The sequence below is a fragment of the Parendozoicomonas callyspongiae genome, assembly GCF_023502345.1.
In the GTDB taxonomy this organism is placed as follows: Bacteria; Pseudomonadota; Gammaproteobacteria; order Pseudomonadales; family Endozoicomonadaceae; genus Sansalvadorimonas; species Sansalvadorimonas callyspongiae.
Genome location: NZ_JAMFLX010000005.1, coordinates 44,432 through 68,792, shown reverse-complemented (window position 1 = coordinate 68,792; position 24,361 = coordinate 44,432). Strand labels below are relative to the sequence as shown.

General features: G+C 46.4%; 22 protein-coding genes. 15 read left to right on the top strand and 7 right to left on the bottom strand.

Going from position 1 to position 24,361, the window contains the following annotated elements; translation table 11 throughout:
• The first annotated feature begins 15 nt into the window (after positions 1-15).
• The 15 genes from tssB to M3P05_RS05125 all read left to right on the top strand — a co-directional run bounded on the left by tssB (position 16) and on the right by M3P05_RS05125 (position 17,766).
• On the top strand, positions 16-537 hold the full coding sequence (tssB, locus tag M3P05_RS05190) for a type VI secretion system contractile sheath small subunit (RefSeq protein WP_249698323.1): 522 nt from the start codon (positions 16-18) through the stop codon (positions 535-537).
• Positions 534-2,027 (top strand): type VI secretion system contractile sheath large subunit, encoded by a 1,494-nt coding sequence (gene tssC / locus M3P05_RS05185; RefSeq protein ID WP_249698321.1) that lies wholly within the window; start codon positions 534-536, stop codon positions 2,025-2,027. The genes tssB and tssC (M3P05_RS05185) overlap by 4 nt, the downstream gene beginning before the upstream one ends.
• 81 nt (positions 2,028-2,108) lie before the next feature.
• Positions 2,109-3,662 (top strand): type VI secretion system contractile sheath large subunit, encoded by a 1,554-nt coding sequence (gene tssC / locus M3P05_RS05180; protein WP_249698320.1) that lies wholly within the window; start codon positions 2,109-2,111, stop codon positions 3,660-3,662.
• 85 nt (positions 3,663-3,747) lie between these two features.
• Entirely contained in the window at positions 3,748-5,067 is a 1,320-nt protein-coding gene (locus M3P05_RS05175) for a hypothetical protein (protein ID WP_249698319.1), read from the top strand.
• A gap of 16 nt (positions 5,068-5,083) precedes the next feature.
• Positions 5,084-5,965, top strand: coding sequence for a hypothetical protein (locus M3P05_RS05170; RefSeq protein WP_249698318.1), 882 nt, complete (start codon positions 5,084-5,086; stop codon positions 5,963-5,965).
• A 34-nt stretch (positions 5,966-5,999) separates the two neighbouring features.
• Positions 6,000-6,473 carry a type VI secretion system baseplate subunit TssE gene (tssE, locus tag M3P05_RS05165; RefSeq protein ID WP_249698317.1) on the top strand — a complete coding sequence of 158 codons (474 nt, stop codon included), beginning with the start codon at positions 6,000-6,002 and terminating at the stop codon, positions 6,471-6,473.
• A gap of 12 nt (positions 6,474-6,485) precedes the next feature.
• Entirely contained in the window at positions 6,486-8,318 is a 1,833-nt protein-coding gene (tssF, locus tag M3P05_RS05160; RefSeq protein WP_249698316.1) for a type VI secretion system baseplate subunit TssF, read from the top strand.
• Positions 8,318-9,451, top strand: coding sequence for a type VI secretion system baseplate subunit TssG (gene tssG, locus M3P05_RS05155; protein ID WP_249698315.1), 1,134 nt, complete (start codon positions 8,318-8,320; stop codon positions 9,449-9,451). Before tssF ends, tssG begins: the two co-directional genes overlap by 1 nt.
• 455 nt (positions 9,452-9,906) lie before the next feature.
• Positions 9,907-10,083 (top strand): putative adhesin, encoded by a 177-nt coding sequence (locus M3P05_RS21215; protein ID WP_408635866.1) that lies wholly within the window; start codon positions 9,907-9,909, stop codon positions 10,081-10,083.
• Between the two features lie 454 nt (positions 10,084-10,537).
• On the top strand, positions 10,538-11,530 hold the full coding sequence (locus M3P05_RS05150; RefSeq protein WP_249698314.1) for a transposase: 993 nt from the start codon (positions 10,538-10,540) through the stop codon (positions 11,528-11,530).
• Positions 11,531-11,845: 315 nt separating this feature from the next.
• On the top strand, positions 11,846-12,463 hold the full coding sequence (locus tag M3P05_RS05145) for a hypothetical protein (protein ID WP_249698313.1): 618 nt from the start codon (positions 11,846-11,848) through the stop codon (positions 12,461-12,463).
• Positions 12,460-12,810 (top strand): M15 family metallopeptidase, encoded by a 351-nt coding sequence (locus tag M3P05_RS05140; protein ID WP_249698311.1) that lies wholly within the window; start codon positions 12,460-12,462, stop codon positions 12,808-12,810. Before M3P05_RS05145 ends, M3P05_RS05140 begins: the two co-directional genes overlap by 4 nt.
• 320 nt (positions 12,811-13,130) lie before the next feature.
• Positions 13,131-15,830: a type VI secretion system ATPase TssH gene (gene tssH / locus M3P05_RS05135; RefSeq protein ID WP_249698309.1), complete on the top strand. Its 2,700-nt coding sequence runs from the start codon at positions 13,131-13,133 to the stop codon at positions 15,828-15,830.
• A 29-nt stretch (positions 15,831-15,859) separates the two neighbouring features.
• A complete protein-coding gene (locus M3P05_RS05130) occupies positions 15,860-16,666 on the top strand; it encodes a hypothetical protein (protein ID WP_249698307.1) in 807 nt (268 codons plus the stop codon).
• A 59-nt stretch (positions 16,667-16,725) separates the two neighbouring features.
• Positions 16,726-17,766 carry a hypothetical protein gene (locus tag M3P05_RS05125; protein ID WP_249698306.1) on the top strand — a complete coding sequence of 347 codons (1,041 nt, stop codon included), beginning with the start codon at positions 16,726-16,728 and terminating at the stop codon, positions 17,764-17,766.
• 37 nt (positions 17,767-17,803) lie between these two features.
• Here M3P05_RS05125 and M3P05_RS05120 read toward each other — a convergent pair whose 3' ends face one another.
• From M3P05_RS05120 to M3P05_RS05090, 7 genes are all read right to left on the bottom strand, one after another.
• Positions 17,804-19,012 carry a lipase family protein gene (locus M3P05_RS05120; RefSeq protein WP_249698305.1) on the bottom strand — a complete coding sequence of 403 codons (1,209 nt, stop codon included), beginning with the start codon at positions 19,010-19,012 and terminating at the stop codon, positions 17,804-17,806.
• An 11-nt stretch (positions 19,013-19,023) separates the two neighbouring features.
• Positions 19,024-19,533: a DUF6795 domain-containing protein gene (locus M3P05_RS05115; RefSeq protein WP_249698304.1), complete on the bottom strand. Its 510-nt coding sequence runs from the start codon at positions 19,531-19,533 to the stop codon at positions 19,024-19,026.
• 3 nt (positions 19,534-19,536) lie between these two features.
• Positions 19,537-19,830 carry a PAAR domain-containing protein gene (locus M3P05_RS05110; RefSeq protein WP_249698303.1) on the bottom strand — a complete coding sequence of 98 codons (294 nt, stop codon included), beginning with the start codon at positions 19,828-19,830 and terminating at the stop codon, positions 19,537-19,539.
• 32 nt (positions 19,831-19,862) lie between these two features.
• Positions 19,863-20,489, bottom strand: a complete 627-nt coding sequence (locus tag M3P05_RS05105; RefSeq protein WP_249698302.1) for a DUF6931 family protein — start codon at positions 20,487-20,489, stop codon at positions 19,863-19,865.
• Positions 20,490-20,504: 15 nt separating this feature from the next.
• Positions 20,505-22,361 carry a type VI secretion system Vgr family protein gene (locus M3P05_RS05100; protein ID WP_249698301.1) on the bottom strand — a complete coding sequence of 619 codons (1,857 nt, stop codon included), beginning with the start codon at positions 22,359-22,361 and terminating at the stop codon, positions 20,505-20,507.
• Between the two features lie 181 nt (positions 22,362-22,542).
• Complete coding sequence (locus M3P05_RS05095) at positions 22,543-23,031, bottom strand: Hcp family type VI secretion system effector (RefSeq protein WP_249698300.1); 489 nt, start codon at positions 23,029-23,031, stop codon at positions 22,543-22,545.
• A gap of 316 nt (positions 23,032-23,347) precedes the next feature.
• Complete coding sequence (locus tag M3P05_RS05090) at positions 23,348-24,085, bottom strand: transposase (protein WP_249698299.1); 738 nt, start codon at positions 24,083-24,085, stop codon at positions 23,348-23,350.
• Positions 24,086-24,361: the final 276 nt, after the last annotated feature.

Genomic DNA, 24,361 nt, shown 5'->3' with positions numbered 1-24,361 from the left:
ACAGGGAGAAGAAGAATGTCAGACAGTATTCACGACAAACTCAAGCGGGTTCGTAAACCCCGTGTTCATATCACTTATGACGTGGAAACCAATGGCGCGGAAGTCCAGAAGGAACTGCCATTTGTTGCTGGTGTGATGGGTGACTACTCCGGTGATAACACTGCTGGTAAGAAGGCACTGAAAGAGCGCAAGTTTGTTCAGATTGACCGGGATAACTTCAACCAGGTGATGGGCAAGGTTAATCCCAAGCTCAACCTGAAGGTTGATAACACTCTGGCAGATGATGACAGTCAGATGTCTGTGGAACTGGATTTCAACTCCATGGATGACTTTGAGCCGGAGAATATCGTTGACCAGGTTGAACCCCTGAAGCAACTTCTGGAAGCCCGCAACAAGCTGCGCGACTTGCTGAGTAAGGCTGACCGTTCCGATGAACTGGAAGAGGTGCTGGAGAATATTCTCAAGAATACCGAGGAAATCGCCAAGATCTCTGAAGACCTGGGTGTGACTGTGAAAGAGGGGGAGGATTCCGAATGAGCAATGAAACAGATAGTGCCGTCCTTGACTCTGCGGTCGCGGAAGAACAGTCGGTTAACTTGCTTGAACAGGCTATCGGTGCCACCAAGCAGACTGAACGGGAAGAGGCCAAGGATCTTCTTGAGAACCTGACCAAGCAGGCCATGCAGGGCACGGTCACCTGGGACCGGAACCTGACCAAGACCATCAACTCTGCCGTTGATGCCATTGATCGCGCCATCTCCAAGCAGCTGGCCGCGATTATGCACAACGACAAGTTCCAGAAGCTGGAAGGCTCCTGGCGTGGCTTGAATCATATGGTGATGAACAGCGAAACCAGCACAACGCTAAAAATCCGTATGCTTAACCTGAGCAAGCGCGAACTGTTCAAGGATCTGGATAAGGCTGTTGAGTTTGACCAGAGCCAGACCTTCAAGAAAATCTATGAAGAAGAGTTTGGTATCGCCGGTGGTGAACCCTATGCCTGCCTGATTGGTGACTATGAGTTCACTAACCATCCGGAAGATATCGATCTGCTGAGTATGATGTCCAATGTGTCTGCAGCCGGTTTCTGCCCATTTGTGGCTGCGGCTGGCCCTGAGATGTTTGGCTTTGATGATTACACCGAGCTGTCCAAGCCCCGTGATCTGGCCAAGATCTTTGAGTCACAGGAATATATCAAGTGGCGCAGTTTCCGTGACAGTGAAGATTCCCGCTTTGTCACCCTGGTTATGCCCAAGGCATTGAGTCGTCTCCCTTACGGCGCCAATGGAAAAACCGTGGAAGCTTTTAACTATGAAGAGCTTCCACTGGATGAAAGCGGTATGGCACAGGCTGTTGCCCATGACCAGTATTCCTGGATGAACGCATCCTACGTAATGGGTACAACACTGACCAAAGCCTTTGCTGAAACAAGCTGGTGTACGGCTATTCGTGGTGCTGAAGGTGGCGGTAAGGTGGAAGGCCTGCCCAGCCATATCTTCAAGAGTGATGATGGTGATACTGACCAGAAGTGCCCGACTGAGATTGGCATTACCGATCGTCGTGAAGCCGAGCTGAGTGGCCAGGGCTTCCTGCCACTGTGTCATTACAAGAATACGGACTACTCGGTATTCTTTGGTGCCCAGAGCTCTCAGAAGGCCAAGGTCTATGACGACCCGGATGCCACTGCGAATGCGTCTATCTCGTCCCGTTTGCCATACATTATGGCAACGGCCCGGATTGCTCATTACCTGAAGGTGATGGCACGGGATAAGATCGGCTCCTTTATGGAAGCCAAGGATGCTGAGGTTTGGCTGAATAAGTGGATTTCCCAGTACACCAACGGTAACCCTGATGCTTCTGCCGAAATGAAAGCCCGCTATCCGCTGGCTGCCGCGAGGGTAGAAGTGAAGGAAAACCCAGGTGCACCAGGTTCTTATAGCGCTGTCGCCTATTTGAAACCATGGCTACAGATGGAAGAGTTGACCACCTCTCTGCGAATGGTGGCCAATATTCCATCCTCAAGCTAACTGACCTGATAGAAACCACCTAGCCTGATACAGAAGCCGGGTGGTTTTTCTCTTAAAGGGAAATACAAAAAGGAAATTGAAGTGTCTGAACCGGTTGTAGCCAGCAGAAAAAAGCAAACAGCGGTAGAGTCGGCTGGCGATCAGTTTCAGGCGCAAGAAACTCAGCAGTATAACTCAGCTCTCAGGCAGTTTCTGGCTGAGTCTGATGATGCCAAAGCACTTAACTTGTGGTTCCAGCATATCAGTCGTGGCTTTTCTGCCCTTGCCGGGGATGAAAGTCTGACCACTGATGATCTTAAACTCTGGCTGGGTTCCGAAATTGCCTGGATTGACCAGCAGATAAACGACCAGCTTAATGCCATCATCCACAATGATCGCTTTCAGAAACTGGAAAGCAGCTGGCGCGGACTCTGGAACCTGGTTGATATTGCCGGGCATTTCAGCACGGTCAAGATACGTATTCTTGATATCAGCTGGCGGGAAGTCACCCGTGATATAGAACGGGCACCCGATATTCTTCAATCCCGTCTGTTTACCTTGATTTATGGTTCTGAATTTGATATGGCCGGTGGTGAACCCTATGGCGTTCTTCTTGGTGATTTTCAGGTTTCTCACCGGCCCTTTGATGGTCATCCCTACGACGATGTTTTTACCTTGCAGGGGATGGCTCAGATAGCGGCTGCAGCTTTCGCTCCTTTTGTTTGCAGCGCTGCACCACAATTGTTTGGCCTGGATAGTTATGAAGAACTGGGCATGCCCCTGAATTACCAGGAACTGTTCAGCCAGCCGGAATATATGCGCTGGCGTTCACTGCGGGAACGGGATGACAGCCGTTTTCTGGCCATCACATTGCCGGGTTTGCTGATGCGCCGCCCTTACAGAGAGGGAAGTCAGGGCGCTTTAAATTTTGAAGAACAGACTTTCAGTGCGGAAACAGGTGATGAAGCCAGCTCCAATTATCTCTGGGGCAATGCCTGCTATGCCTTTGGCAGTGTATTAATCAGAGAGTTTGGTGAAGTAGGGTGGTTCGCCCATATTCGTGGTGTGCCAAGAGATTACTTTGGTGGCGGACTGGTAACATCCTATCTGCCACAGGATTACCCAACAGACAGCGTTGATGTGGCCCATAAGATCCTGACTCCGGTATTAATCACCGATACCGTAGAGAGGGAACTGTCTAACCATGGTCTTATGCCACTGTGTCATTGCCATGATACGCCTTTTGCCGCTTTCCATAGCTGCCCATCGCTGCATCAACCGAAGAAGTTCAAAAAGAAATCAGCCACAGCCAATGCAAGAATCAGTGCCATGCTGCAGCAGGTGATGTCCGCTTCCCGTTTTGCCCATTACATTAAGGTGATGATACGGGATAAGGTCGGGCAGTTTATGACGGCTAAAGACTGTGAGCGTTTTCTGCAGGAGTGGCTGAATGAGTACGTGACCGGCCGGGATGATATGAAATGGGATATGCTCGCACGTTATCCCCTGCGAGGAGCGCGCGTGGAAGTGCGTGAACAGCCAGGCTCTGCGGGGATTTATCACAGCACGATTTATTTGCGGCCGCATTATAGTGCGGATCATTTGGTTTCTGAGTTGCGGTTGACGACTGAGCTGGCGGGTAGCAAAGGGCATTGATTACTGAGGTACTCTTTGGGTTGCTGTCGCTTAATATCACCGAATACAATGACAAAAATTGAGTCAAACAATAAGTGCAAGAATTATGACTATTGCAAATCAACAACTTGTAAGACTGATTGCCAGTGACCAGGGGCGCACCTTGTATGCTACGCCCGCTGCAAAAGCGGCCTTTGATGCCTTAGAAACCCGAGGGCAGACAAATTACTGGGCAAACCTAATTGTTCGGGAGATAAAAAGGCTGCGATGCAGTAAGTTTTCCAGTGATTATGTATACATTTCTACTGCTCGATCTCAGGGTGACGAAGCATTCCGGATGAACCTTCCGGGGTGTTGTGTAACTGTACATCCATTGAGTTATTACGGTTCTATGGATAACAGTTATGTTGTGACTGATATTCAAGTTGATAACTCTTATCAGAAAGAACGTAAAAAAAATCAAATGCCGCAGCTCTATGAGGCAGTCGAAGGGAGAAGTGATTGGAAAACAAGTGAGAGGGCTCCTGCTAATGTGTTAAACACCAGCATGCATGCAAATAACTGGGTACTAGTAGGTATCAATGGCACGGGGGGTGAAATAAATCAGGCTGCAGCAGTCGTTGCAAACCATATTGATAATGTGAAACAAGTTGGTAAAGGAAGGGTTGCTGAAGTGGGATATAACTTTTTCTTTACCCCTTCACGTGGCTATTTTCAGGGATTACGAGCTCTAAAGGCTGCGTTGAAGCCAGAAAGCTCTTCATCCAAACGCGAAGCAGCAATATTATTGGCTGATGTTATGCGAGCTTCTACTAAAGAAAAAGACTTGAAAGTTCGCTGGATTACCCAGAAAAGTGGCTCGGCAATATTAACCCAGGCAATGAGAATTCTCCGGGATCAAGGTGTACGTCTTGGCGAGAACCATTCATTGTTTTTAAGTAGTCCAACGTCAAGCCTGAATAGTGCATATAACCTCAGCCAGAATTTGGGAATGAAGGTTGAGACTGAGTTTTATAATAGTAACCCTTCAAATATCGTTGAGCAGTTAGGTTCCCAGTGGGGGGGCGTCGGCTCGGCAACTAATGCATATAAACGGACAAGAAATTCTGAGGACGGCTTTGGCTTTTGGGATGGTGTTAGTCAAGTATATGACTCCTACGGAGGAACAAAAGGGCTGGTATCAGCAGCTTCCGCAACAGCCGGTGTCCTTGCTTTTTTGGGAACAGGGCCTGCAGGAGTGGTCGCTGCAATGGCAACCGCTGCAGGAGAAGCGTCATTAGCTGGTGCTGCCACACAAGTAACTGGTGCAGCCCTGACCGCTGGATCAGCTTTTGGTCTGGCGGTTAATAACTCACCAGTAGCAAAAGGGTATCATCAAAGTGCGACAGGTCACTTGAAAAATATGATAACAAGAGAGTTTGCCTGAGGTGTAGGAAAACAATATGGCATTTGAAATACTACCAATTACCAAACCATATAGGCCGAAAGTCCCTGACTTTGATCGGGTGGCTAAGCCAATTAAATTTGATATATCTGGTACCCAGCTCTCTTTGAAACTACCAGTGCATAAACCAGATTATTCTGAGGAGCTATTCCCCAAGCCCTCCTATGATATTCATGACTTGTCTCGCTATGAAAAAGTTGGCAACTATCTTTCATTATCAATTCTTGCCCGTGCATGGAAGTTAAAGGGCCCACTCTTTCATGAAAATGCAGGGGAACTTTTTTTCTGGTGTGGTGTAACTTTCGTTGAAGGCTGTGATCTTGAGAACTCATTGTTCAGTCATGAGGTTTTCGAGGAAGCTGTTTTAAAATGTACAAGATCTGAATGGGGTGAAGGGTATGGTAATTTCAAGAATGGATGTCAGATAAATAGGGCACCAGTTAATTGGAAGATTATTACGCTAGCAGATTTTTATGCTCTCCAGTTTGAAATCTATCGCGATTTTTCTCAGTCAAGAATCATTCAGACCTTTATCCCATTAACGCACTCCCATTTCCTATGTTTTATGCTTCGTGATAACACGCTTTTTATTCAAGATAAAGGCGATAGGCACCTTATTGATCAAGATCCAATTAATCACTTCTTTGAAAAAATCTTGGACAGCATATCCATAGATTTATCGGAAGTGAGTAAATCTCAAAAACAGATAATTGAAGATCGCTTTAGGAATCAAAAATATTCTGCTCACAGACTACCTGAAAAATGGACTACAGAAGAACAGGATAAAGAGTACGAAGAACACCTTCGAGGCTGGGAAGAGATTGTAAGACTTTCTCAAGAAAGTGTAGAAGCAGCTAAGAAGTTTAATTCTGCAAGATGACCTTGTTGTCACTACATCCAGTCAGGGCCGGAGAATGTACAACAAAAACGAAAAAAAACTCATGGCACCGGTGCTGGACAGACTTCTGCAGCACGAGAGAGGCGTGCAGGTCAACTACCTGAAGCTCAAGCAGCTGAGGGAAAGTGTGCGCCGGGATCTGGAACATATGATGAACACCCGGTATCGGTGTGTTTCTCCTCCCGATGAGCTGGGACAGGTGCGAAAAGGGATTCCCAATTACGGTTTGCCAGACCTGTCCACAATTAATCTGAACTCATCGGAAGCATTAAATAAGTTCTGTCGCCAGGTGGCTGATGCGGTGCGCCATTATGAGCCCCGCATTAAATCCATCAAGGTCGAGAGTGCCCAGTCTATAGACCCGGAAGATCCGACAATTCGCTTCCGGATGGAAGCTGTGCTTCATGCCAATCCATCACAGGAACTGTTGATTTTTGATTCGGCGCTCGACCCTGTGACCCAAACTATTGATATTCTGGAAATGCGGTAAGGATACATAACCATGAGTGAAAAGCTGCTGCCGCTGTACGAAAAGGAACTGGCTTTTATCCAGCAGTCTGCTGGTGAATTTGCCAAACGGCATCCATCGGTCGCCAGCTCCCTGCTGCTTGATACCGATACTGTGGCTGACCCTCTGGTGGCGCAGCTTTTATCAGGTTTTGCTTATCTGAACGCCCGCATTCAGCAGAAACTTGATGATGAGTTTCCTGAGCTCACCGAAGCCATGCTGGAGACGCTGTATCCTCACTATCTTCGTCCAGCCCCTTCCATGGCCGTGATTCAGTTTGAGCCGGAAGCGCTGCTGGATGCACCAGCCTGCGTGCCTGCCGGAACTCTGGTGGATACTGAGCAGGCATCTGGCGGCAGTTGTCGTTTTAAAACCGCCTATGATGTCACGGTTCCTGCCATTAAGGTGAAATCAGCCAGCCTTCAGCCACGGCCATTTATTGCTCCGGGTTCAAACAAGGTGACTGAAGCCAATGCTGTTTTGAAGCTAGCTTTTAAAACACTGGCTGAAGAGAGTGCTGTTGGGGAAGTGGTGAGCCCTTCCACCCGTTTTTTCCTGCGTGGGCAACCTCAGCATGTTTATCCGCTTTATGATCTTTTGCTGACTAAAGCCGTTAAGCTAGTAGTGGCAACAGGAGAGGATGACCCGCAACCCGTTTACCTTGATGCTGATTGCATTCGGGCAATTGGTTTTGAGGAGGATGAAGGGCTGATTCCCTATCCGGATAATGCCTTTCTCGGATACCGATTGCTGACCGAGTACTTTGTTTTTCCGGAGAAGTTCCTTTTTATAGATATCGATGGGTTGGACAAAGCTCTGGCCGGTAATGAAAAGCAGGGTTTCCACCTTTATATCTATCTGGAAGAAAGTGTTGATGAGCTGGAGCACCAGCTCTCAGCCAAAATGTTTGCTTTGGGCTGTACGCCGGTTGTTAATCTGTTCCCGCAGCGGGCGGAACCCATCTCCCTTGACCATACCAGTTATGAGTATCCAGTTGTGCCTGACCTTCGCAGGCGGGATGAGATGGAGACCTGGTCGGTTGAGAAAGTCGTAAGCAGTGACAGCAGTGGCAAAAAGCGGGGGTTCACTCCTTTTTACAGCTACAGACACCATCAGGTGGAAGCGGGGCAGACTGCTTTCTGGATCAGCCACCGGCGGGAAGTGGTTGAAGGTGAGCATATGAATGAACAGGCCAGTGAAGTGGATATTCGGCTGGTCGATCTGGAGTTTAATCCCTTCCTGGAAGGCAACAGTGTTCTACATCTGGAAACACTGTGCACTAACCGAAACCTGCCCAGAAAACTTCCAACTGGTGGTGGGCAACCTCATTTCACTGTGGTTGATGGGGATGCACCAACAAAACGAATCAGCAGCGTGATTTCGCCAACGGCGGTGGTGCGGGCGCCCATGAAAGAGGGCGCATACTGGCGGTTGATCTCACACCTTAATTTGAACTTTCTCTCTTTAAGCCGTGGCACGGATTCCTGTGAGGCCTTTAAGGAAATTCTTCGGCTTTATAATTTCCGTGATTCTGCCAGTACCCGCAATTTGATTGAATCCATTCGCACCATGCAGACGCGAACAATCACAGCACCAATTCCCATTGATAACACCGTGGTGCTTTGCCGGGGAACAGAAGTGGAAATTGAGCTGGATTCAATGATGATGACAGGAACCAGCCCGCTGTTGTTCAGTTCTGTGATTGAACGTTTTCTTGGTGTCTATTGCAGTATTAATTCCTTTGTTCGGTTAATTGTCCGCTTAAGTGGCAAAGACGGTGAATTCCGCCGCTGGCCACCACGGGCAGGTGAAAAGGCGCTTTTGTGATGACAGCTGCAGAGAAACCACCCGGCCATAAGAATAAGCGACCAACTGTTGTTGATAAATTGCGTTCAAGGCCGCAGGAGTTTGATTTCTTTCAGGCTGTGCGACTGCTGGAAACGATCGGCCAGACTGAAAAAGCCCAGGCAGAGAAGTTTGCCAGTCAGCCTGTAGCAGAACAGGCTCCTCCCCATAAAGAGCTGGTGCGGTTTCTCGTTTCACAGAATTTGTCGTTTTCAGCCTCAGATATAGCACGACTGAAAATCCGTGAGCAGGAAGAGAACGATGACCCTGATAACCGTCATCAGTGGTTGATGGAAGTCTCTTTTATGGGGTTAACCGGCAGTCAGGGAGTGATGCCTCAACACTTTACTGAGACAGTTCTCAAAGAGCTGAAAGCCAAAAACAGAAGCCTGCGGGATTTTCTGGATATCTTTCATCACCGCACAATCTCACTGTTCTACCGGGCCTGGCGTAAATATCAGCTACCTGCTCATGTGGAGCGGCACAGGATCAAGCATGTTGGAGATTTTGAGCCGACGAAAGAGAATGATCTTTATAGCCATGCCGTAAAGTCCCTTGTTGGCCTGGGCACCAATGCTGTTCAAAATCGTACGGCACTGTCCGATGAAATTGCTGCTGGCATGGGCGGTTTGCTGGGCAGGAATATCCGTTCAGCCAGCGCTTTGAAGAGCGCGATTTTGCATCATTTCGGTTTAAAGGCTGAAATTGAGCAGTTTATTGGTGAGTGGTACCACATACCACGGGATCTTCAGACTCAGCTGCCGGGTGTCGTAAACAGAAACAAAGGTATCAATAATATTCTTGGGCAGAATGCTGTACTGGGAGAGCAGAGTTGGCAGATACAAAGTCGGTTCCGAGTGGTTCTGGAGCCTATGAGTTACAAGCTTTATATGAGTTTTTTACCTGGCAGTCATCGTTTGGAATCTTTGCGTTCATTGGTGCGGCTGGTGGCGGGTACTGAGCTGGATTTTGATATTTGTATTCGGGTTCTGGAGCAGGAATTGCCTGCTTTGCAGCTTTCTCAGCGGGCGGATTATTATCCTATGTTGGGGTTTAACAGTCGGCTGGAGAGTGAGGTGAGTAATCAGATGGTTGTGGTTGCTGTGCCTGGGTGATTTTTTGGTTTTTTGGATTGATTTTTGGTTGCTTTTGTGGTGGTTGCGGGTGTAAGGTTTTGGTAAGGGTTGCTGGTTTTCGTGGTCTTTGGGATGACGGTAGTGTGGTTGTGTTCCTTTTCGACCTACTTTGACTGTTCTGTAGTTCCTTAATGTAATTGTCGTGGGTGTACTGAACCATTAGTAATGGAGCTTTGGGTATCATCAAGTATTGCTGTGGTATGTTTAGCCGCTAGCTATGTTCCTCCTGCTCGTTGAGGCGTTGAGTATATATTGAATTATTTTTCTGTCTTACACGTATGATAAAGAAATATCAGAAGAGCAGCCTTTGGTGTACTAAGACGACTTACTTAATGGATTAATGATTTCCAAATAGGGCTCTACACCAGTTCATAATCAGAAATCGATGGTCTAGTGAGACAAGAAACTCAAAACTGACGATCTATTAGCTATAGATGGTTCTGAGGGTGAGTTCTATCAACTGGAGGGTTAATCATATGGCAGATTTTGTGTTTTTTGGTCATGGTGGACGAGGCGAGGGTACTTCGAGGGGGACTTATGTTGTCCCCAAAAACTGTACTATTCATTTCTTCGAGGAAGATGGGCAGTTATTGAATATGTCAGGAGCGTAAAAATAAAGGACATCCATAAATTTGACTCTTCCCGAGAAAAATAAAGAGCAGGAAAAATAAAGGACATCCACAAATTTGACTCTTCCCAAGCGCAGTCTATTTTTCTTCCTGCCATCAACTGAAGTAGAAGAAAAACATGACCAGTGCCTGAAGAACTCTAATTGATCCAAATACCACACCTTACTATCACTGTAAGGTTCGTTGTGTCAGGCGTGCTTGCGGATCATATTATGGGTAAAAAATTCGAATACCGAAAAAGTGAGTTGTTAAAAACTGGATGAAATCACTTCAGTTTTCGGGATAGGTGCCTGTGATGTGATGTTGAATCATGAATACCTATAAAACTTAATAAAAACCTAAAACAAATAAAGCAAATAAAGGACATCCATAAATTTGACTCTTCCCGAGCGCAGTCTATTTTTCTTCCTGTCATCAACTGAAGTAGAAGAAAAACATGACCAGTGCCCGAAGAACCCTGATTGATCCAAAAACCACACCTTACTATCACTGTATGGCTCGTTGTGTCAGGCGTGCTTTCCTCTGTGGTGAAGATCATTTAACTGGTAAAAGTTTTGAGCACAGAAAATCCTGGGTTGTTGAAAGGCTTGAAGAACTCTCTTCAGTTTTTGGGATAGAAGTCTGTGCTTATGCCGTGATGTCGAACCATTATCATGTTGTTCTCTACGTTGATAGTGAGAAGTGCAGTGCATGGAGTACTGAAGAGGTGCTTCGGCGCTGGGTGTGCCTTTTTAGTGGCCCATTGTTGGTTCAGCGATTTTTATCGAGCTTGGTTACTTCAAAAGCTGAGTTAGATCGTGTAAATGAGTTTGCCCGAGAATATCGCCAGCGCTTGCAAAGTATTAGCTGGTTTATGCGGTGCCTGAATGAAAATCTGGCCCGAAGAGCCAATGAAGAAGATTCTTGTAAGGGGCGATTCTGGGAAGGGCGTTTTAAAAGCCAGGCGCTATTGGATGATGCTGCCTTATTGTCGTGTATGGCGTATGTTGATTTAAACCCTGTAAGGGCAGGAGTTTCAGAGTTGCCGGAAGATTCCGATTTTACATCCTTGCAACAGCGAATAAACCAATGGAAGAGATCTTGTGCAAGGGCGACAAATCGTCAGCCAAAGAATATCAAGCCTTTCCGTATTCAGGGGCAAAGGCAGGAGTTGGCCATTCCCTTTGCTCTGGTTGACTATATGGAATTGGTAGATTGGTCTGGCAGGGCCATTCGTGATGATAAGCGTGGTTCTATTCCGGCAAGTGTGCCGCCGATATTATCTCGTCTTGATATTAACCCTGATGAATGGTTGTACACATTGCGGCCATCTGGTTTTGGGTTTATACGAGCAGTAGGGAGAGTTGAAAATTTATTGTCGTATGCACGAAAGCTTGGACAGCAGTGGGTTCATGGTTTGAAAGCCAGTGACAGACTTTTTGCTAGATAGCTTTTTATCATAATGAACACTTTAGAGTAATTTCCTTCTCGCTGTATGAAGCCTTTTTTGGTTTTGATTCTGAAACTTTCTGTTCTTACCTTGTCATAATCGCGGGTTTTTTCTGGCGTAATTCAATCACTATAGGGTAATGCCTACAACAAAAATATATGGATGTCTTTTTTCCTTCTTTTTCTTTCTTTCTTTTGAAGCTGATTAGGAGGTGGATGACTCAAACACCAGATTTGACGATAACTCCTATGCAATCATCAGGAAGTTATGATTCCTGAGATTTCTATTGGGATTATATCAAGGAGAATAATAATTATGTCCGCAACACTATTAGCACCTGTATTGTCAGCGGCAAGTTCTTACCTGGCAACCAAAGGTATGGATTTGCTAAGTAGCCTTTTCAGGGGAGGAGTTGATAAAGGCGTTGAGAAAATTGCCGGGAAAATCAAAGAAAAAACAGGAATTGATATTTCTGATATCGCCGAAGAAAACCTATCAGACAAACAGCTTGTAGAGTTGAAACAGTTCGAACTTGACTACCAGGAAATGCTTTTAGATCACCTTCAAAGAGTTAAAGCGCTTGAGGTAGAGGAAGAGAAAGTACACCATGCAGACAGAGTGAGTGCACGATCTATGCAGATCGAGGCTCTTCGGCAAAACGACAAGATTGCCAAGTATTTTATCTATGCTTATTCATTTTTAATTACCTGTCTTACCTTTGGTTATATATTTTATATAACAATGAACCCGCTTCTAGAAAGTGCTGTAGGTATTGCTGATACTGTTTTGGGCTTTTTATTAGGTGTGACATTGTCAGCAATTATTCAGTTTTTCTATGGATCAAGCAAAGGAAGTTCAGATAAAAACTCCCAGCTCTCAATTCTTACACAACAACTGACAGAGCTCTCTGAAAAAATGGGGGTTAAAAAATGAAATCGGTACAAAAACAGGCTCAATTCCTGATTCATGTTACCCAGTTATTACAGAAGGCTTATGAAGCAAGTTTTATTGTAACTGGGGGTGAGCTGTATAGAACAGTTGAGCAACAAAAGCTTTATGTTAGGCAGGGAAGAAGCAAAACAATGAATAGTCGCCATTTGCAAAGACTGGCGATAGATCTTAATTTCTTTATTCCTGACCAGGAGGGTAAGGTCAGATTGACTTATGAAAAGTCTGATTTGCAGGCAATTGGTGATTACTGGGAAAGTTTACATTCTGACAACAAGTGGGGTGGGAATTGGAAAAAATTCAAGGATACACCTCACTTTGAACGTCGATAAAAACGAACATGATGTCTGCACAGGTTGACCTTTGATATTTTGATATACAAATAAGGGAAGGTGGATTTTGAGCGGTCAGATTTTTCTGTGTTCTACCTTCCCTCAACTTAACGCTTGTGACATTTGCCCCCTTCCCTTAACTCCTTTCAATTAATCCCGCCTACTCATTCAAGTAAAAAATCAGTCAAAAGGGTTCAGAAATGCTCTACAAGAGCAGGTGAGCGGCTGATATAGTCAGTATCACATTGTGCTTTGTTATGCCTTATAAAACACCGAGGCTCTTGCCCTGAGAGCCAGAATAATACAAGGACGGCGAATCAATGATTTCCCTGAATCTGAAAGCCCTGGTCGACAGAATGACCCCGACATTGCGAGAAGCATTGGAAGGTGCCGCTGGCTTATGTCTTGCCCATAACCAATACAATGTGGAGCTGGAACACTGGCTGCTTAAGTTGCTGGATAAAAGTGATACCGACTTTTACAGCTTGCTGGAGCTGCATGAAGTGAATCCTTCCACGCTGGCGAAACAGCTGGCAGAATCTGTGGCCAAATTCAAAAGCGGCAGCAGCCGCCCTGCAGCATTATCACCCTCCATTGTTGATGCCTCCAAAAATGCCTGGATGATAGCTTCCATTGACTGCGGACATAACCAGATTACTTCAGGCCACCTGCTGGCAGCGATTATGCTGGATGATCAGCTGCGCCGTCAGCTATTGGAAAGTTGCGCAGTACTGCGTGAGCTGGCACCGGAATCAGTACGCGAGACGGCCCGGGCACGAGTAGGAACGACCGGCGAGTCTGCATCTACAGCTGCGGTTGGTTCTGGAAGCAGTGGTAGTGGTAATCAGGCAGATGCCAAGCCAACTAACACGCCATCCCTTGATAAGTACACAATCAATTTGACCGAACGGGCGGCTAATGGCGAGATTGATCCGGTACTCGGGCGGGATGAAGAGATTCGTCAGTGTATTGATATTCTGCTGCGTCGCCGCCAGAACAACCCGATTCTGACCGGTGAAGCAGGCGTTGGTAAAACAGCCGTTGTTGAAGGCTTTGCCCTTCGGATTGCTGGTGGCGATGTGCCTGAACCTTTGCAGGGAGTGGTTGTTCGTACTCTCGACCTTGGTCTTTTACAGGCAGGAGCAAGTGTGAAAGGTGAGTTTGAAAATCGCCTTAAGTCCGTGATTGAAGAGGTTAAGGCTTCACCGGTTCCCATTATCATGTTTATTGACGAGGCGCATACCCTGATTGGTGCCGGTGGGAAGGAGGGGCAGGGTGATGCCGCCAACCTGCTTAAGCCGGCACTGGCTCGTGGCGAGATGCGTACTGTGGCCGCCACAACCTGGGCAGAATATAAAAAGTACTTTGAGCGTGATCCGGCCCTGACCCGGCGCTTCCAGGTTGTAAAGGTCGAAGAGCCTGATGAAGTAAAAGCCATTAATATGATACGGGCTATTTCTGCTTCCCTGCAGGAGCATCATAAGGTCCGTATTCTTGATGAAGCGATTGAAGCTTCAGTAAAACTCTCCCACCGTTATATTCCCGGACGTCAGCTGCCGGATAAGTCGGTCAGTCTGCTGGATACAGCCTGTGCCCGAGTGGCCCTGAGTCTTTCTGCAACACCGGGAGCGATTGAAGATGCTACCCGCCGAATTCAGGATGCTGATAGAGCCTTGGCTATGCTGGAGCGGGAACATGCAGCGGATGAAGGGCATGGAGATCGTCTGGTTACCCTGAATGAGGAAAGAAACCAGGCTCAGGAGGATTTAGAAAGCCTTGAGCAGCAGTGGGAACAAGAGAAAGAACTGATTGGCAGAATCCGTGATATCCGTGAGCAGATTGATGCCAGCTTCTTGGGCCAAACATCAACCAAGGCCGACGAGGATGAGGCAGAAGAGGGTAAGTCTGAAGAGCTGTTTGACCAGAATATTCCCGAGCTGCGTGAACAACTGAAAACACTGACCAGCGAGCTTAACGAGATCCAGGGGCAGCAGCCCTTGATTCAGCCCTGTGTTGATCAGCAGGCTGTCGCTGAGGTGATTGCCAACTGGACCGGTATTCCTGTTGGCAAGATGGTCAGTGATGAGATCAATGCTATCCGCCAGTTGGGTGACCGGATGAAGCAGCGGATTATTGGTCAGGATCATGTTGTTGATGCAGTAGCCGAGATGATTCAGACTTCACGCGCTGGATTGACCGACCCACGCAAACCGGTTGGCGTGTTCCTGTTTGTTGGTACCAGTGGTGTCGGTAAGACCGAGACGGCATTGACACTGGCTGATGAACTCTATGGCGGTGAGCAGAATATCACCACGATTAATATGTCAGAGTTCAAGGAAGAGCATAAAGTCTCCATGCTGCTGGGTTCTCCTCCCGGGTATGTCGGTTATGGCGAAGGTGGTGTGCTGACAGAAGCAGCCCGTCGTAAGCCCCACTCAATTATTCTGCTGGATGAGATGGAAAAAGCTCATCCCGGCGTGCAGGATATTTTCTACAGTCTGTTCGATAAAGGCACAATCAAGGATGGTGAAGGCCGTGATATCGACTTTAAGAACTGCGTTATTATCATGACTTCCAATGCTGGTGAAGATGCTATACGCGCCATTATGGGGCAGGTAGAAGAGAAGCCAGAGCCGGAAGTGCTGCTGGATAATATCCGTCCGCAGTTGCTCAAGCATTTCAAGCCAGCTTTCCTGGGGCGTACCAATCTGATCTCTTTCTATCCGCTGGAAGATGAAGATCTTATGAAGATCTGCGCGATCAATATGCGCAAGATTGATAAGCGAGTCAAAGAACACTACGGTGCCAAATTCAGCTATGACGATGATGTGCTGCTGCATATTGTCGCCCGTTGCCAGGAAGCTGATACCGGGGCTCGGAACATCGAAAATATTCTGACCCGTACATTGCTGCCTGAACTGGCAGCGGCCTGCTTGTCCCGTATGGCTGATGATAAACCCGTTGAGAAGATTCATATCGGTGTCACCGAAGAGGGCGAGTTCAGCTACAAGCTTGATTAACAGACTAACTGGATTAATTGAGAGCTGTTATGAGCAACCCGACTGTCCGGCAATGCCGATATTGTCAGCAGCCATTGGCTGCCCACATTCCTGCGAACCGGGAGTATTGTGGCGATATTGCTTGTCGGGCAGCCTGGCAGAAAGATCTGGTGGCAATTCAGGATCAGAAGCGGCTGGATGAAGAGAACGCCTTTCGTACAGATGTGCGGAAAATAACTCTTCAGCAGGCATCCGAGGGTGGTTTTGATCCGGATGAGTTAACGTTAACTGTTGTCCCCTGTAATCCTCATGAAGTTGCACAGACCTCCAGAGCAGCACGTAAGGGTATGGAAACCTTTCTCCGCCACCTTCTGGATACACTTGATCTTTATGACACAGAAGAGGTGTTTACGGCTGAAGTAGAAGCGCCTCCTTCTCCCCATCTTGATGCACTTATAAACGTCTGCTGTTCCGCCTGCCGAGGGAACTGCTGCCTGCAAGGCAAGGACACTCATGCCTATCTGCAGAGAGTCACTTTAAAGAGGGTGATGGATGAATTTGGGCTTAATAAAGAGCAGCTTCTAAAACGGTACCTGGATCAAATACCTGATAAGTCGATGGAACGGGGCTGTCTGTACCAGGCGGATAACGGTTGCAATCTGGATGAGCAGTTACGGGCAGATATCTGTAAGGATTATTTCTGTGAAAGCATGATTACTATGATGAATCATCATAATCGTGTTATGCCTGGGCGTAATCTTGTGGTTTCTGAGGACAGTAACAAAGTTATGGCAGTGAAGATCCTTGATACAAATGGAGAAAGAAATATTAATTCTGGGGCTGACTTGAAGTTTTGATTGTGTAAGCGGAAACACTTTTTAGAAGTATATTTGGCTGATTCTGAAAGGGCATTCAGATGGGACTTGTAGTTGCTTCCAGCATTGTTGCCATACTTCTTGTCAGCGGAGTATTGGCCCACTTTACTGAAATAGGCTTTGTCTGGTGGTTTGCAGGAATTCCTCTGGGCATATTGATGATTAATGTACTTTTTTCGGTATCTTCGTGGGTGTCAGAGAAGATGGTGGATGAAGGTGTTGATCTAAATCTTGTTGAGCAAGTTGTTTTATCGCATGGTTTTTTTGAGCCAGATTCTCCACTATTTGATGATATTCCTGAAAGTGAAAAAGCAATTATCAGAAAGTCAGCTCCGCTTTGGAGCCATTCGCTGTTTGCTGACACAATACCTCTGAAAGTTTCAAAAAATCCGCCATTTGAGAGACTGTCTAACGACCTGTGGAGTAGTGAAGAGGGAGATTACGGTTTTCAAATTAACTATGGATCTGCACATCCTTCGCGCTTTTTTCTTCAAAGCTACTCTTCCGGCTCAGATGTGAACTACCGAAATAAACTTATCAGTTGGCAAGGAAAGGTTAGCGATAGAATTAATGCTGTGGATTTACCTTTTGAAGACGGACCTGAGGGATTTGAGGTTCATGGTGCAACAGAACGCTATACAGTGCTGAGTTTGAACTTTGAGTATCAGCATATTAGACAAGTCCTGCTCTTAGATCACTCTAGTAACCATTTAACTGCAATTAGTAAGCGACAGGAAATGGCAGGGATGAAACTGGAGTATGGCGATAGAAAGAGTTATGCGATAGTCGTTGCGGCAGATGAAAGTGAAATCTATATAGTCTTTTATCTTAATGAAAAAAATTATGATGATTTCTTTAGTGCTCGAGGACGGTATATCCCTCGATCTGCTGAGTTATGGCGTATTTCTTTTAAGAACAATGAGAGTCAACTTATTTCTCGCCTGATACTATCGAAGCACGGTATGCCTGTAGCAATGAGGGTAGAAATGGATGGATTGCTGATAGATACAGTGGATGAGAGAAATCTGAAGAAGGTAGTATGGCGGCGATGGAAGTTGGCAATGCATGAAGAAGGTTTATAAGGCTGCAGCGCAGCCCTATAGAAATCGAGTATTGTAATTAATACTTTGTAATATTCTTAATGGCCTGCTTTCCTACAGTTGATATTTTATTCATTAGCGTTTGCAAAACATAGCGTATCACAAAATGAGTTAGCTCCTCAGCCTTTTGTTTGATCTTCATTCCTAATGCCTGCATGATTTTGGCCATCAGCCTTACTACCCATATTGACAGTTTTGCTGAGTATTCAATTCCTTTGCGGAGTATCAAGGCTAATTTGTCAGCAAGGGTAATACACCCCGAAAAACCTGCCTGTAAGCTTATCGCTGTTACCTTGAGAATTTTCTTTATGACATATTCCAGGCCGGCATTGATCCATTCCCATGTTTTTGGGTTGAACGGGTTAACAGAACCATCTGACGCGAGCCACTTTTCGACAAGCTTGTCATATGATGTGGATGGCAAAGGATCACCAAGGCTCGACCAGCTGGCCTCTGGATCCTTCACTGAATCAAAGTAAAGACGCATATCGTGTGCATCAGCACTTAGTAAGGCTTCACTTGAGTAGAGGTGAGTTCCTGTGCCAGGAATAGGCGCATGAACAAAAGGATAGAGTGGTATCATGGGAACAGGATCGGTTGAATGAAAGACCCTGTGAACAGATTCACTATTCAGTCTGGTTGTTAGCTTTCTTGCAAACCATTCAAATCCTGGTTTCGGTGCTCCAAAAGTGTATAACTTCACTTCCTTTGTGCTGTAATTGCATTTAATCCAGTCTGACGTGATGGTCGCTATTGCCCCACCTAGGCTATGGCCCACACAATGAACATATTTTATCTTGTTGTTATGTTGATTAAGGAACTTCTCGATCTGGTCTTTCATACTCATGAAAATCGAGTTGAAACCAATATGAACTGGTAGCCCTGTGCTGGAGGTCTCTACTCCTATTCGAAAGTTGCTGATCCAGTCAGCATACATGTTGGCAGTTGTTGAACCCCTGAAAACAATAATTGCATGTCGATTGCTAGTATCTTGATTTCCCACTTTTTCTTGTTCAGCACCTAATGCGCAAACACCAAAACCATCTTTTGTATTAATAAGACGAGAACCAACCTCAGCACTCATGGTTTTCTTTTCTCTTCCTTTGGGAGAGAAGAGTGGTTTATTAAGGAAGGCTTTTACAAGAAATTCATCCTGCACGGCATAAATATCTCTTGCAAGGCTGGCTGCATCTTTGGGAATAAGGTGGTTGTTTTCAGTTACGTTCATCGCTTTGCCAATTATTGTTGTAATTTACAGGCTGTGACTAGAAGCCCTTCAGGAACGTCAACTGGCTCCATTTCATCTTTGAGTTCACAGGTGAATTTGATTTTCTTCCCACCAAGTTCGCCATCAAGCTCAGGATTTATCTTTCCCATCGACCATATAACAAAATCATTACCCTGATACTGCACAGTAATTCTTTGGTGGGAAACAAATTGGGAAGGAAGAAGGCTGTTATGACTCATTGTGATTGCAGGCATTCTGAAACTGCCATCATTCTCAGTTATTACACTATCGCTATTTTCTTTTTGCCACTTGGAAGTGCGTAATATTGTGGCTCCACTTATTGGCTTCCCATCATAAGTGATTGATCCTTCAACATCGGAAAAAAGAACGACTTCTTTACTTGAAAATAATGACATAGCAACACCTGATCCTGAGTATCCAGCCAAAATCACTAGGAGACAAATAAGAGATACTCCTGCGGTGAAGTTATCTCTTTTCAAAAACGTTGATTGCAACAGCATATATCACCCAATTAAAACCGTAGGAGCCCCAGCCACAACCTTCCCACCATGAGCGGTAGAATCCCCCAGCCGAGCTGCAGGTTTCCCGCAAATCAAAACACTGGTGCTGCCCATGGCAATCGTATCTGGTGGGCCTACACAGACACACATGCTGCTGACAGTCGCCGAAGGCAGGCTGCATATCAAAACAGTGGGACCACCAGGAACATTAATTGGTCCTCCTACATGAGGAACCGGGCCTGGGTTCACCATAGGGCAGACATGCATATCTGTTATTCGCGCTGCGGGCATTCCCATATTTTTTTAATCCCTGATTCTTTTATTTTTATTTATGAAACGGGGGCAGCATCCTGCGCTGTAGTTAACAGGATTGCCGGCTCTTTATGTATCATCCCTTTGCCGCCACTGGCCAGATCCAGTCCCTGGCTGATAAACCGGAGATAGCGTTCCTGGATCTCATCCTCAGAGTCAGCAGCAGCTGCCATGCCAACTGATCCGGAAATTGCCTGAGCATAGAGAAAGGGTGGAGCAGTCATAGTCTGTTCATTATTATCAAGCATATTCCCTACACTCCAGAACGCGGCCATGGCTGCCCAGCTGTCAGGTGTTTTGAATTTGCCCTTATTCGCCAGCGTCTCGGCATTGCGGCGAAGTTCTTCTGTCGGTTGCCGCACCCAGCTTTCGGTCACTTTGAGGGTCTGCTGATTTAAAGGAGGCGTGTCCGGTGTATGGGTAAAGCGGGTGGCCAGACAAGCCCACCAGACGCCTTCACGCTTTGGCAGGGCATGTGCGAGAAAGCGAACGCACTCATAATATTGTTTTTGATTCAGAAGTACCTGAATGTAACCTTCCGGTGTTAGCTCTGGCGTTAACAGACTTTCAATATCTTCGCCCAACTCGTAATGCGTGGTGATCTGGCAGGCTTTGCTGGCTTCGATCTTGACTAACTTGCTCATAGTTCCTTCCTGCCGTTAGTTGACTTTCACCAGAGCGCCTTTCACCTGTGTTATGGCTCCGCCCTTAACATCCATCATCACACCAGCTTCAATCTTGGTATTGGTATCCGACTTGGATTTGATTTGCATCGCTTTCAGGGAAATCTCACTGGGTGTCATCTTGATAACCGAGCTGCCCACTTTCAGGGTAATGCTGGTTTTTGACTCGATGGTGATAGCACCCTGAACAGTGGTTTTCTGGGTGCCCTTGCTGACCTTCTTGGTTTCATTACCTTTGCTGACGGTAATATCCCGGTTGTTGGTGACTTCTATGGTCTGGTCATTCTCAACGGTTTCGGTATTGTCGTTATGGACCAGGACATTCCAGTCCTTACCAGCTTCAAAGTAGATTTCCTCGGCCCCTTTTTTGTCGTCCAGGCGCATCTCGTTGAATTTGCTGCCTTCCCACTGACTTTTCCAGCCACTTTGGGTGCGGGAATATTTTGGCCCGTTATTATCGCTGTTATAGAGAGCGCCCGTGACGACCGGGCGATCCGGGTTGCCATTAAAATATTCAACCACCACTTCCTGGCCAACTCTTGGAACAAAGTTGGCACCCCAGTTACTTCCTGCGTAACTTTGCACAACCCTGATCCAGCAGCTGTTCAGTTTGCTCTTCCAGGGAAACTGAACCTTGACTTGGGTAAACTCGTCAGAACCCTGCTCACCTGCAGCTTTTACTTCAATCACTTTCGCCGTCTGGGTGGTATGTACGGTGCGACGGAAGTTCTCAGGTGATGGCGGCGCATATATATCAGATGGGATACAGGTAAAGTGATTACTGTATCGAGTACCGAGATCATTACTGTCCTGTGCTGTATGGCGAACAACTGTCAGCAGGTACTTTCCAGACTCACTATCGATAGGGTGTTCGACCTCAAATTGCCCGCCTGCATAGAACTCACAGCAGGTACTGCGGCCGTCAGCTGTATCGAACTGACCTTCCTGGTTTTCTGCCATGGTTCTGGCTTTTTGGGTACAGAAATTATTTGGCAGCTGTTCGGTATGGTCCTGTTCTTTTACGTAATCGAATCGGCCAAAGTATTCCCGCATGGGTTTGGCGGTATTCAGAGAGCCACAGGTGCTTTTCTCTTTGGATGGTTTCTCGATCCAGGCTGAGGCTGAAAAAGGGAGATAGTCACGGTATTCGACTTCTGCCGTATGGTAGCTGTAATTGTGCTGCCATTGATGGATGCTGTTTTCCAGCGGGTTGCTGCCAGTGCCAATATAGGCAACAGGGGTGGTCAGAGATGGCTTGAAGGCGTTGGCTTTGTCGGCAATGCAGAAATCATGGCTGCCATCTTTGTGATCAAAATAATAATGAACGCCTTCTTCCGCCAGCAGGCGACTGATAAATTCAAAGTCACTCTCTTCAAACTGGGTGCAGTAACGGCGTTTGCTGTAGGAACCTGACAAAGCCTTTTTGAAAGTGACGGTGGTATAGTCCCCCAGCACTTCATTGATAATGTCGCTGAAGTCCTTGTTTTCAAAAATTCTGTTCTGCCCGCCCAGTGTGGTAAACCAGAGTGCCGGCACCACTTCTGCCCGATACAGGCGTTTCATTCCTTCGTTGGTATCAAGAGCCGCGAATCGACAGATATGCCCATGAATATACCGTGGGGTATCCGGGCCGCTGTTGTAAATGGCAATGGTAACCGGCTGCCCCAGCAATTTCTTTGATGTAATGGCGCTATCTTCAGATAGCAGTGTCAATTGAAAATGGAATAGCTGGGAGAGTGCTTCCTGACCCTCAAGTTCGCGCACAATCAATGCATCCTTTCCCAAGGGCGTATTTATGGTGATCAGGCGGTTATTCTGGGTCAAAGCCGACATGAGAAGACATCCATTCCTGTTGCAGTTCTAACTGGGCGCAGTTTTTTATGGTTGTTCGATTTTCTTCGATACTGCGCAAACTGTCCTGTTATTATCCGGCCTGCAGCTGGAAATTTCTTATTGCAGTGCAGACCGGAAAGCTCCCGCAGGAGTATCACTTCACTACTAAAATGCCTGAAACTTACATAGGCTCTGCAGTCGTCAGGTTGTAACCAACTTTGAGGTTGGACTTGTTCTTATGAGTCTTGTCTGCGTGGCTCAGATCACCAACGATCTTGGCAAAGCTCAGGGAGATAGTTTCAGTAGGTGCGCCACCTGCAGATGCGCCAACGCTGTAGGAAGAAACAATACAGTCTTCCAGGGTGTAGCTGGCATATTTCTGGACAGATTTGGCTCCAGTCTGAACAATGTCGATAATAACGGTGACACCTTCAGCACCTGTTACAGACTCTTTAAACAAACCACCGGAAGAAGCATCCATAAGCTTGGTGACAGAAACTTCACTCAAGGAAGGGCGGCTGGCTTCACGGTTAGACATGGCACCTGCTTCCATGGTGATGCTGCGGCCAACACCAAAGGAGAAGGAGTCCACCTCGATCCAGTCTTCATAACCCTTGGCAGTTACATTACCGGCGGGCTTGTTGCTGTTGAAGTTCATGTAAATGGCCATATGCGAAGTCCTCTTTCATCGCTTGTTATTCATTTTTATCCGACAGATGAGCGCCCGGGGGCTGGTTTTTATCACTGTCTGAGGTTGATTTAATCAGAGGTTTTCCGGGTCGTGAAGGTAAGAAATGATTTATAAAACCCACTCTGACACTTATTTAATATTCATGAAATGAGAGGGTTTAATTCTTCTCAGACTGAAATTTGCCGAGCCTTGATTTACCTGTGTTTGAGAGGGTTTTGACCAGTCTTTATGCTGGATTTGACTCTGACACGACTTTTTTTAGAAATTTTCAGGCAAATAACCAATACCACTGTTTTTACAAGGTTGTTTTATCTTTTGCTGGTGATTTCTCAGGCTTAATTTCAGCAACTTTTTTTCGAGGTCTGCCACGTTTCAGTGGTCTTACTCTGTGGTTCGCTATTTTCTCGATTTTATCCTTGAAAGCATCTCCACCAAGAACCTGGCCCATGTTGACCGTTTCGGCAATAAAGTCGATAAGCCGGCGATCAAAACGGTAGCGGAAGGTTTCACTGTAAGCATCACAGCGTTCATCCCGCGTATCGCCCAGGGCCATGTATAGGCGATGATCCTGAATCAGCCAATTAACCGAATTACCGCAGTGGTGGTGATAACTGGACCACTTGTAATCGGACAGATTATCAACCAGCCCCTGATGGAGAGGACGCAGTTCAACATAGCGATAGCAGGTGAGAAGGTAGTTGTCGGAATCAATAAGGCTGGATTTATAACGACCTTCCCATAAGGTACCTGAGCGTTTGTATTTATGATTGACATGCTGCACATAACGTCTTCCCAGAGACTGCATCATGGAGGAAATGCTCTTGTCGATTCGCGGGGTGGCAATTATCTGGATAGAGTTCGGCAACAGGACATAGGCATGGATTTCCACCTGGTACTGATCAGATGCAGCACGCAGGCTGCTTAGATAGAACTCGTAGTCTTCGTCGTCGAAGAAGCAGGGCAGGCGGTTATGGCCTGTCTGAACAATATGTTGAGGTATTCCTACGATATTTATGCGTGACAATCGACCCATGACTTCTGGTGAATCCTTTTTCTGGTCTTTGTCTTATTCGTTATTTGCCTAATTGCGCATGATACGGAACAAGGAGGGAGACTGGCAATATCAAAATGAACTACAGGTAAAAGCAATTTAATAGAAATGGCAGTTAAGGGTAGGAGTGTACAGAATGATTAAAGATCAAGTTGTGGGAATGTAATAATTGTTTACAACCGTGGTGTAGCATAACCCATTGATTTTCAGTAATGTGAAATTGGTCTTTCAACAACAATAACAAAGAAGGACGGATCT

What these genes read in the sequence shown, in the direction of transcription:
- tssB (WP_249698323.1), top strand. Translation starts at nt 16, where the DNA reads ATGTCAGACAGTATTCACGACAAACTCAAGCGGGTTCGTAAACCCCGT.
- tssC (WP_249698321.1), top strand. Translation starts at nt 534, where the DNA reads ATGAGCAATGAAACAGATAGTGCCGTCCTTGACTCTGCGGTCGCGGAA.
- M3P05_RS05175 (WP_249698319.1), top strand. Translation starts at nt 3,748, where the DNA reads ATGACTATTGCAAATCAACAACTTGTAAGACTGATTGCCAGTGACCAG.
- M3P05_RS05170 (WP_249698318.1), top strand. Translation starts at nt 5,084, where the DNA reads ATGGCATTTGAAATACTACCAATTACCAAACCATATAGGCCGAAAGTC.
- tssE (WP_249698317.1), top strand. Translation starts at nt 6,000, where the DNA reads ATGTACAACAAAAACGAAAAAAAACTCATGGCACCGGTGCTGGACAGA.
- tssF (WP_249698316.1), top strand. Translation starts at nt 6,486, where the DNA reads ATGAGTGAAAAGCTGCTGCCGCTGTACGAAAAGGAACTGGCTTTTATC.
- tssG (WP_249698315.1), top strand. Translation starts at nt 8,318, where the DNA reads ATGACAGCTGCAGAGAAACCACCCGGCCATAAGAATAAGCGACCAACT.
- M3P05_RS21215 (WP_408635866.1), top strand. Translation starts at nt 9,907, where the DNA reads ATGGTTCTGAGGGTGAGTTCTATCAACTGGAGGGTTAATCATATGGCA.
- M3P05_RS05150 (WP_249698314.1), top strand. Translation starts at nt 10,538, where the DNA reads ATGACCAGTGCCCGAAGAACCCTGATTGATCCAAAAACCACACCTTAC.
- M3P05_RS05145 (WP_249698313.1), top strand. Translation starts at nt 11,846, where the DNA reads ATGTCCGCAACACTATTAGCACCTGTATTGTCAGCGGCAAGTTCTTAC.
- M3P05_RS05140 (WP_249698311.1), top strand. Translation starts at nt 12,460, where the DNA reads ATGAAATCGGTACAAAAACAGGCTCAATTCCTGATTCATGTTACCCAG.
- tssH (WP_249698309.1), top strand. Translation starts at nt 13,131, where the DNA reads ATGATTTCCCTGAATCTGAAAGCCCTGGTCGACAGAATGACCCCGACA.
- M3P05_RS05130 (WP_249698307.1), top strand. Translation starts at nt 15,860, where the DNA reads ATGAGCAACCCGACTGTCCGGCAATGCCGATATTGTCAGCAGCCATTG.
- M3P05_RS05125 (WP_249698306.1), top strand. Translation starts at nt 16,726, where the DNA reads ATGGGACTTGTAGTTGCTTCCAGCATTGTTGCCATACTTCTTGTCAGC.
- M3P05_RS05120 (WP_249698305.1), bottom strand. Translation starts at nt 19,012, where the DNA reads ATGAACGTAACTGAAAACAACCACCTTATTCCCAAAGATGCAGCCAGC.
- M3P05_RS05115 (WP_249698304.1), bottom strand. Translation starts at nt 19,533, where the DNA reads ATGCTGTTGCAATCAACGTTTTTGAAAAGAGATAACTTCACCGCAGGA.
- M3P05_RS05110 (WP_249698303.1), bottom strand. Translation starts at nt 19,830, where the DNA reads ATGGGAATGCCCGCAGCGCGAATAACAGATATGCATGTCTGCCCTATG.
- M3P05_RS05105 (WP_249698302.1), bottom strand. Translation starts at nt 20,489, where the DNA reads ATGAGCAAGTTAGTCAAGATCGAAGCCAGCAAAGCCTGCCAGATCACC.
- M3P05_RS05100 (WP_249698301.1), bottom strand. Translation starts at nt 22,361, where the DNA reads ATGTCGGCTTTGACCCAGAATAACCGCCTGATCACCATAAATACGCCC.
- M3P05_RS05095 (WP_249698300.1), bottom strand. Translation starts at nt 23,031, where the DNA reads ATGGCCATTTACATGAACTTCAACAGCAACAAGCCCGCCGGTAATGTA.
- M3P05_RS05090 (WP_249698299.1), bottom strand. Translation starts at nt 24,085, where the DNA reads ATGGGTCGATTGTCACGCATAAATATCGTAGGAATACCTCAACATATT.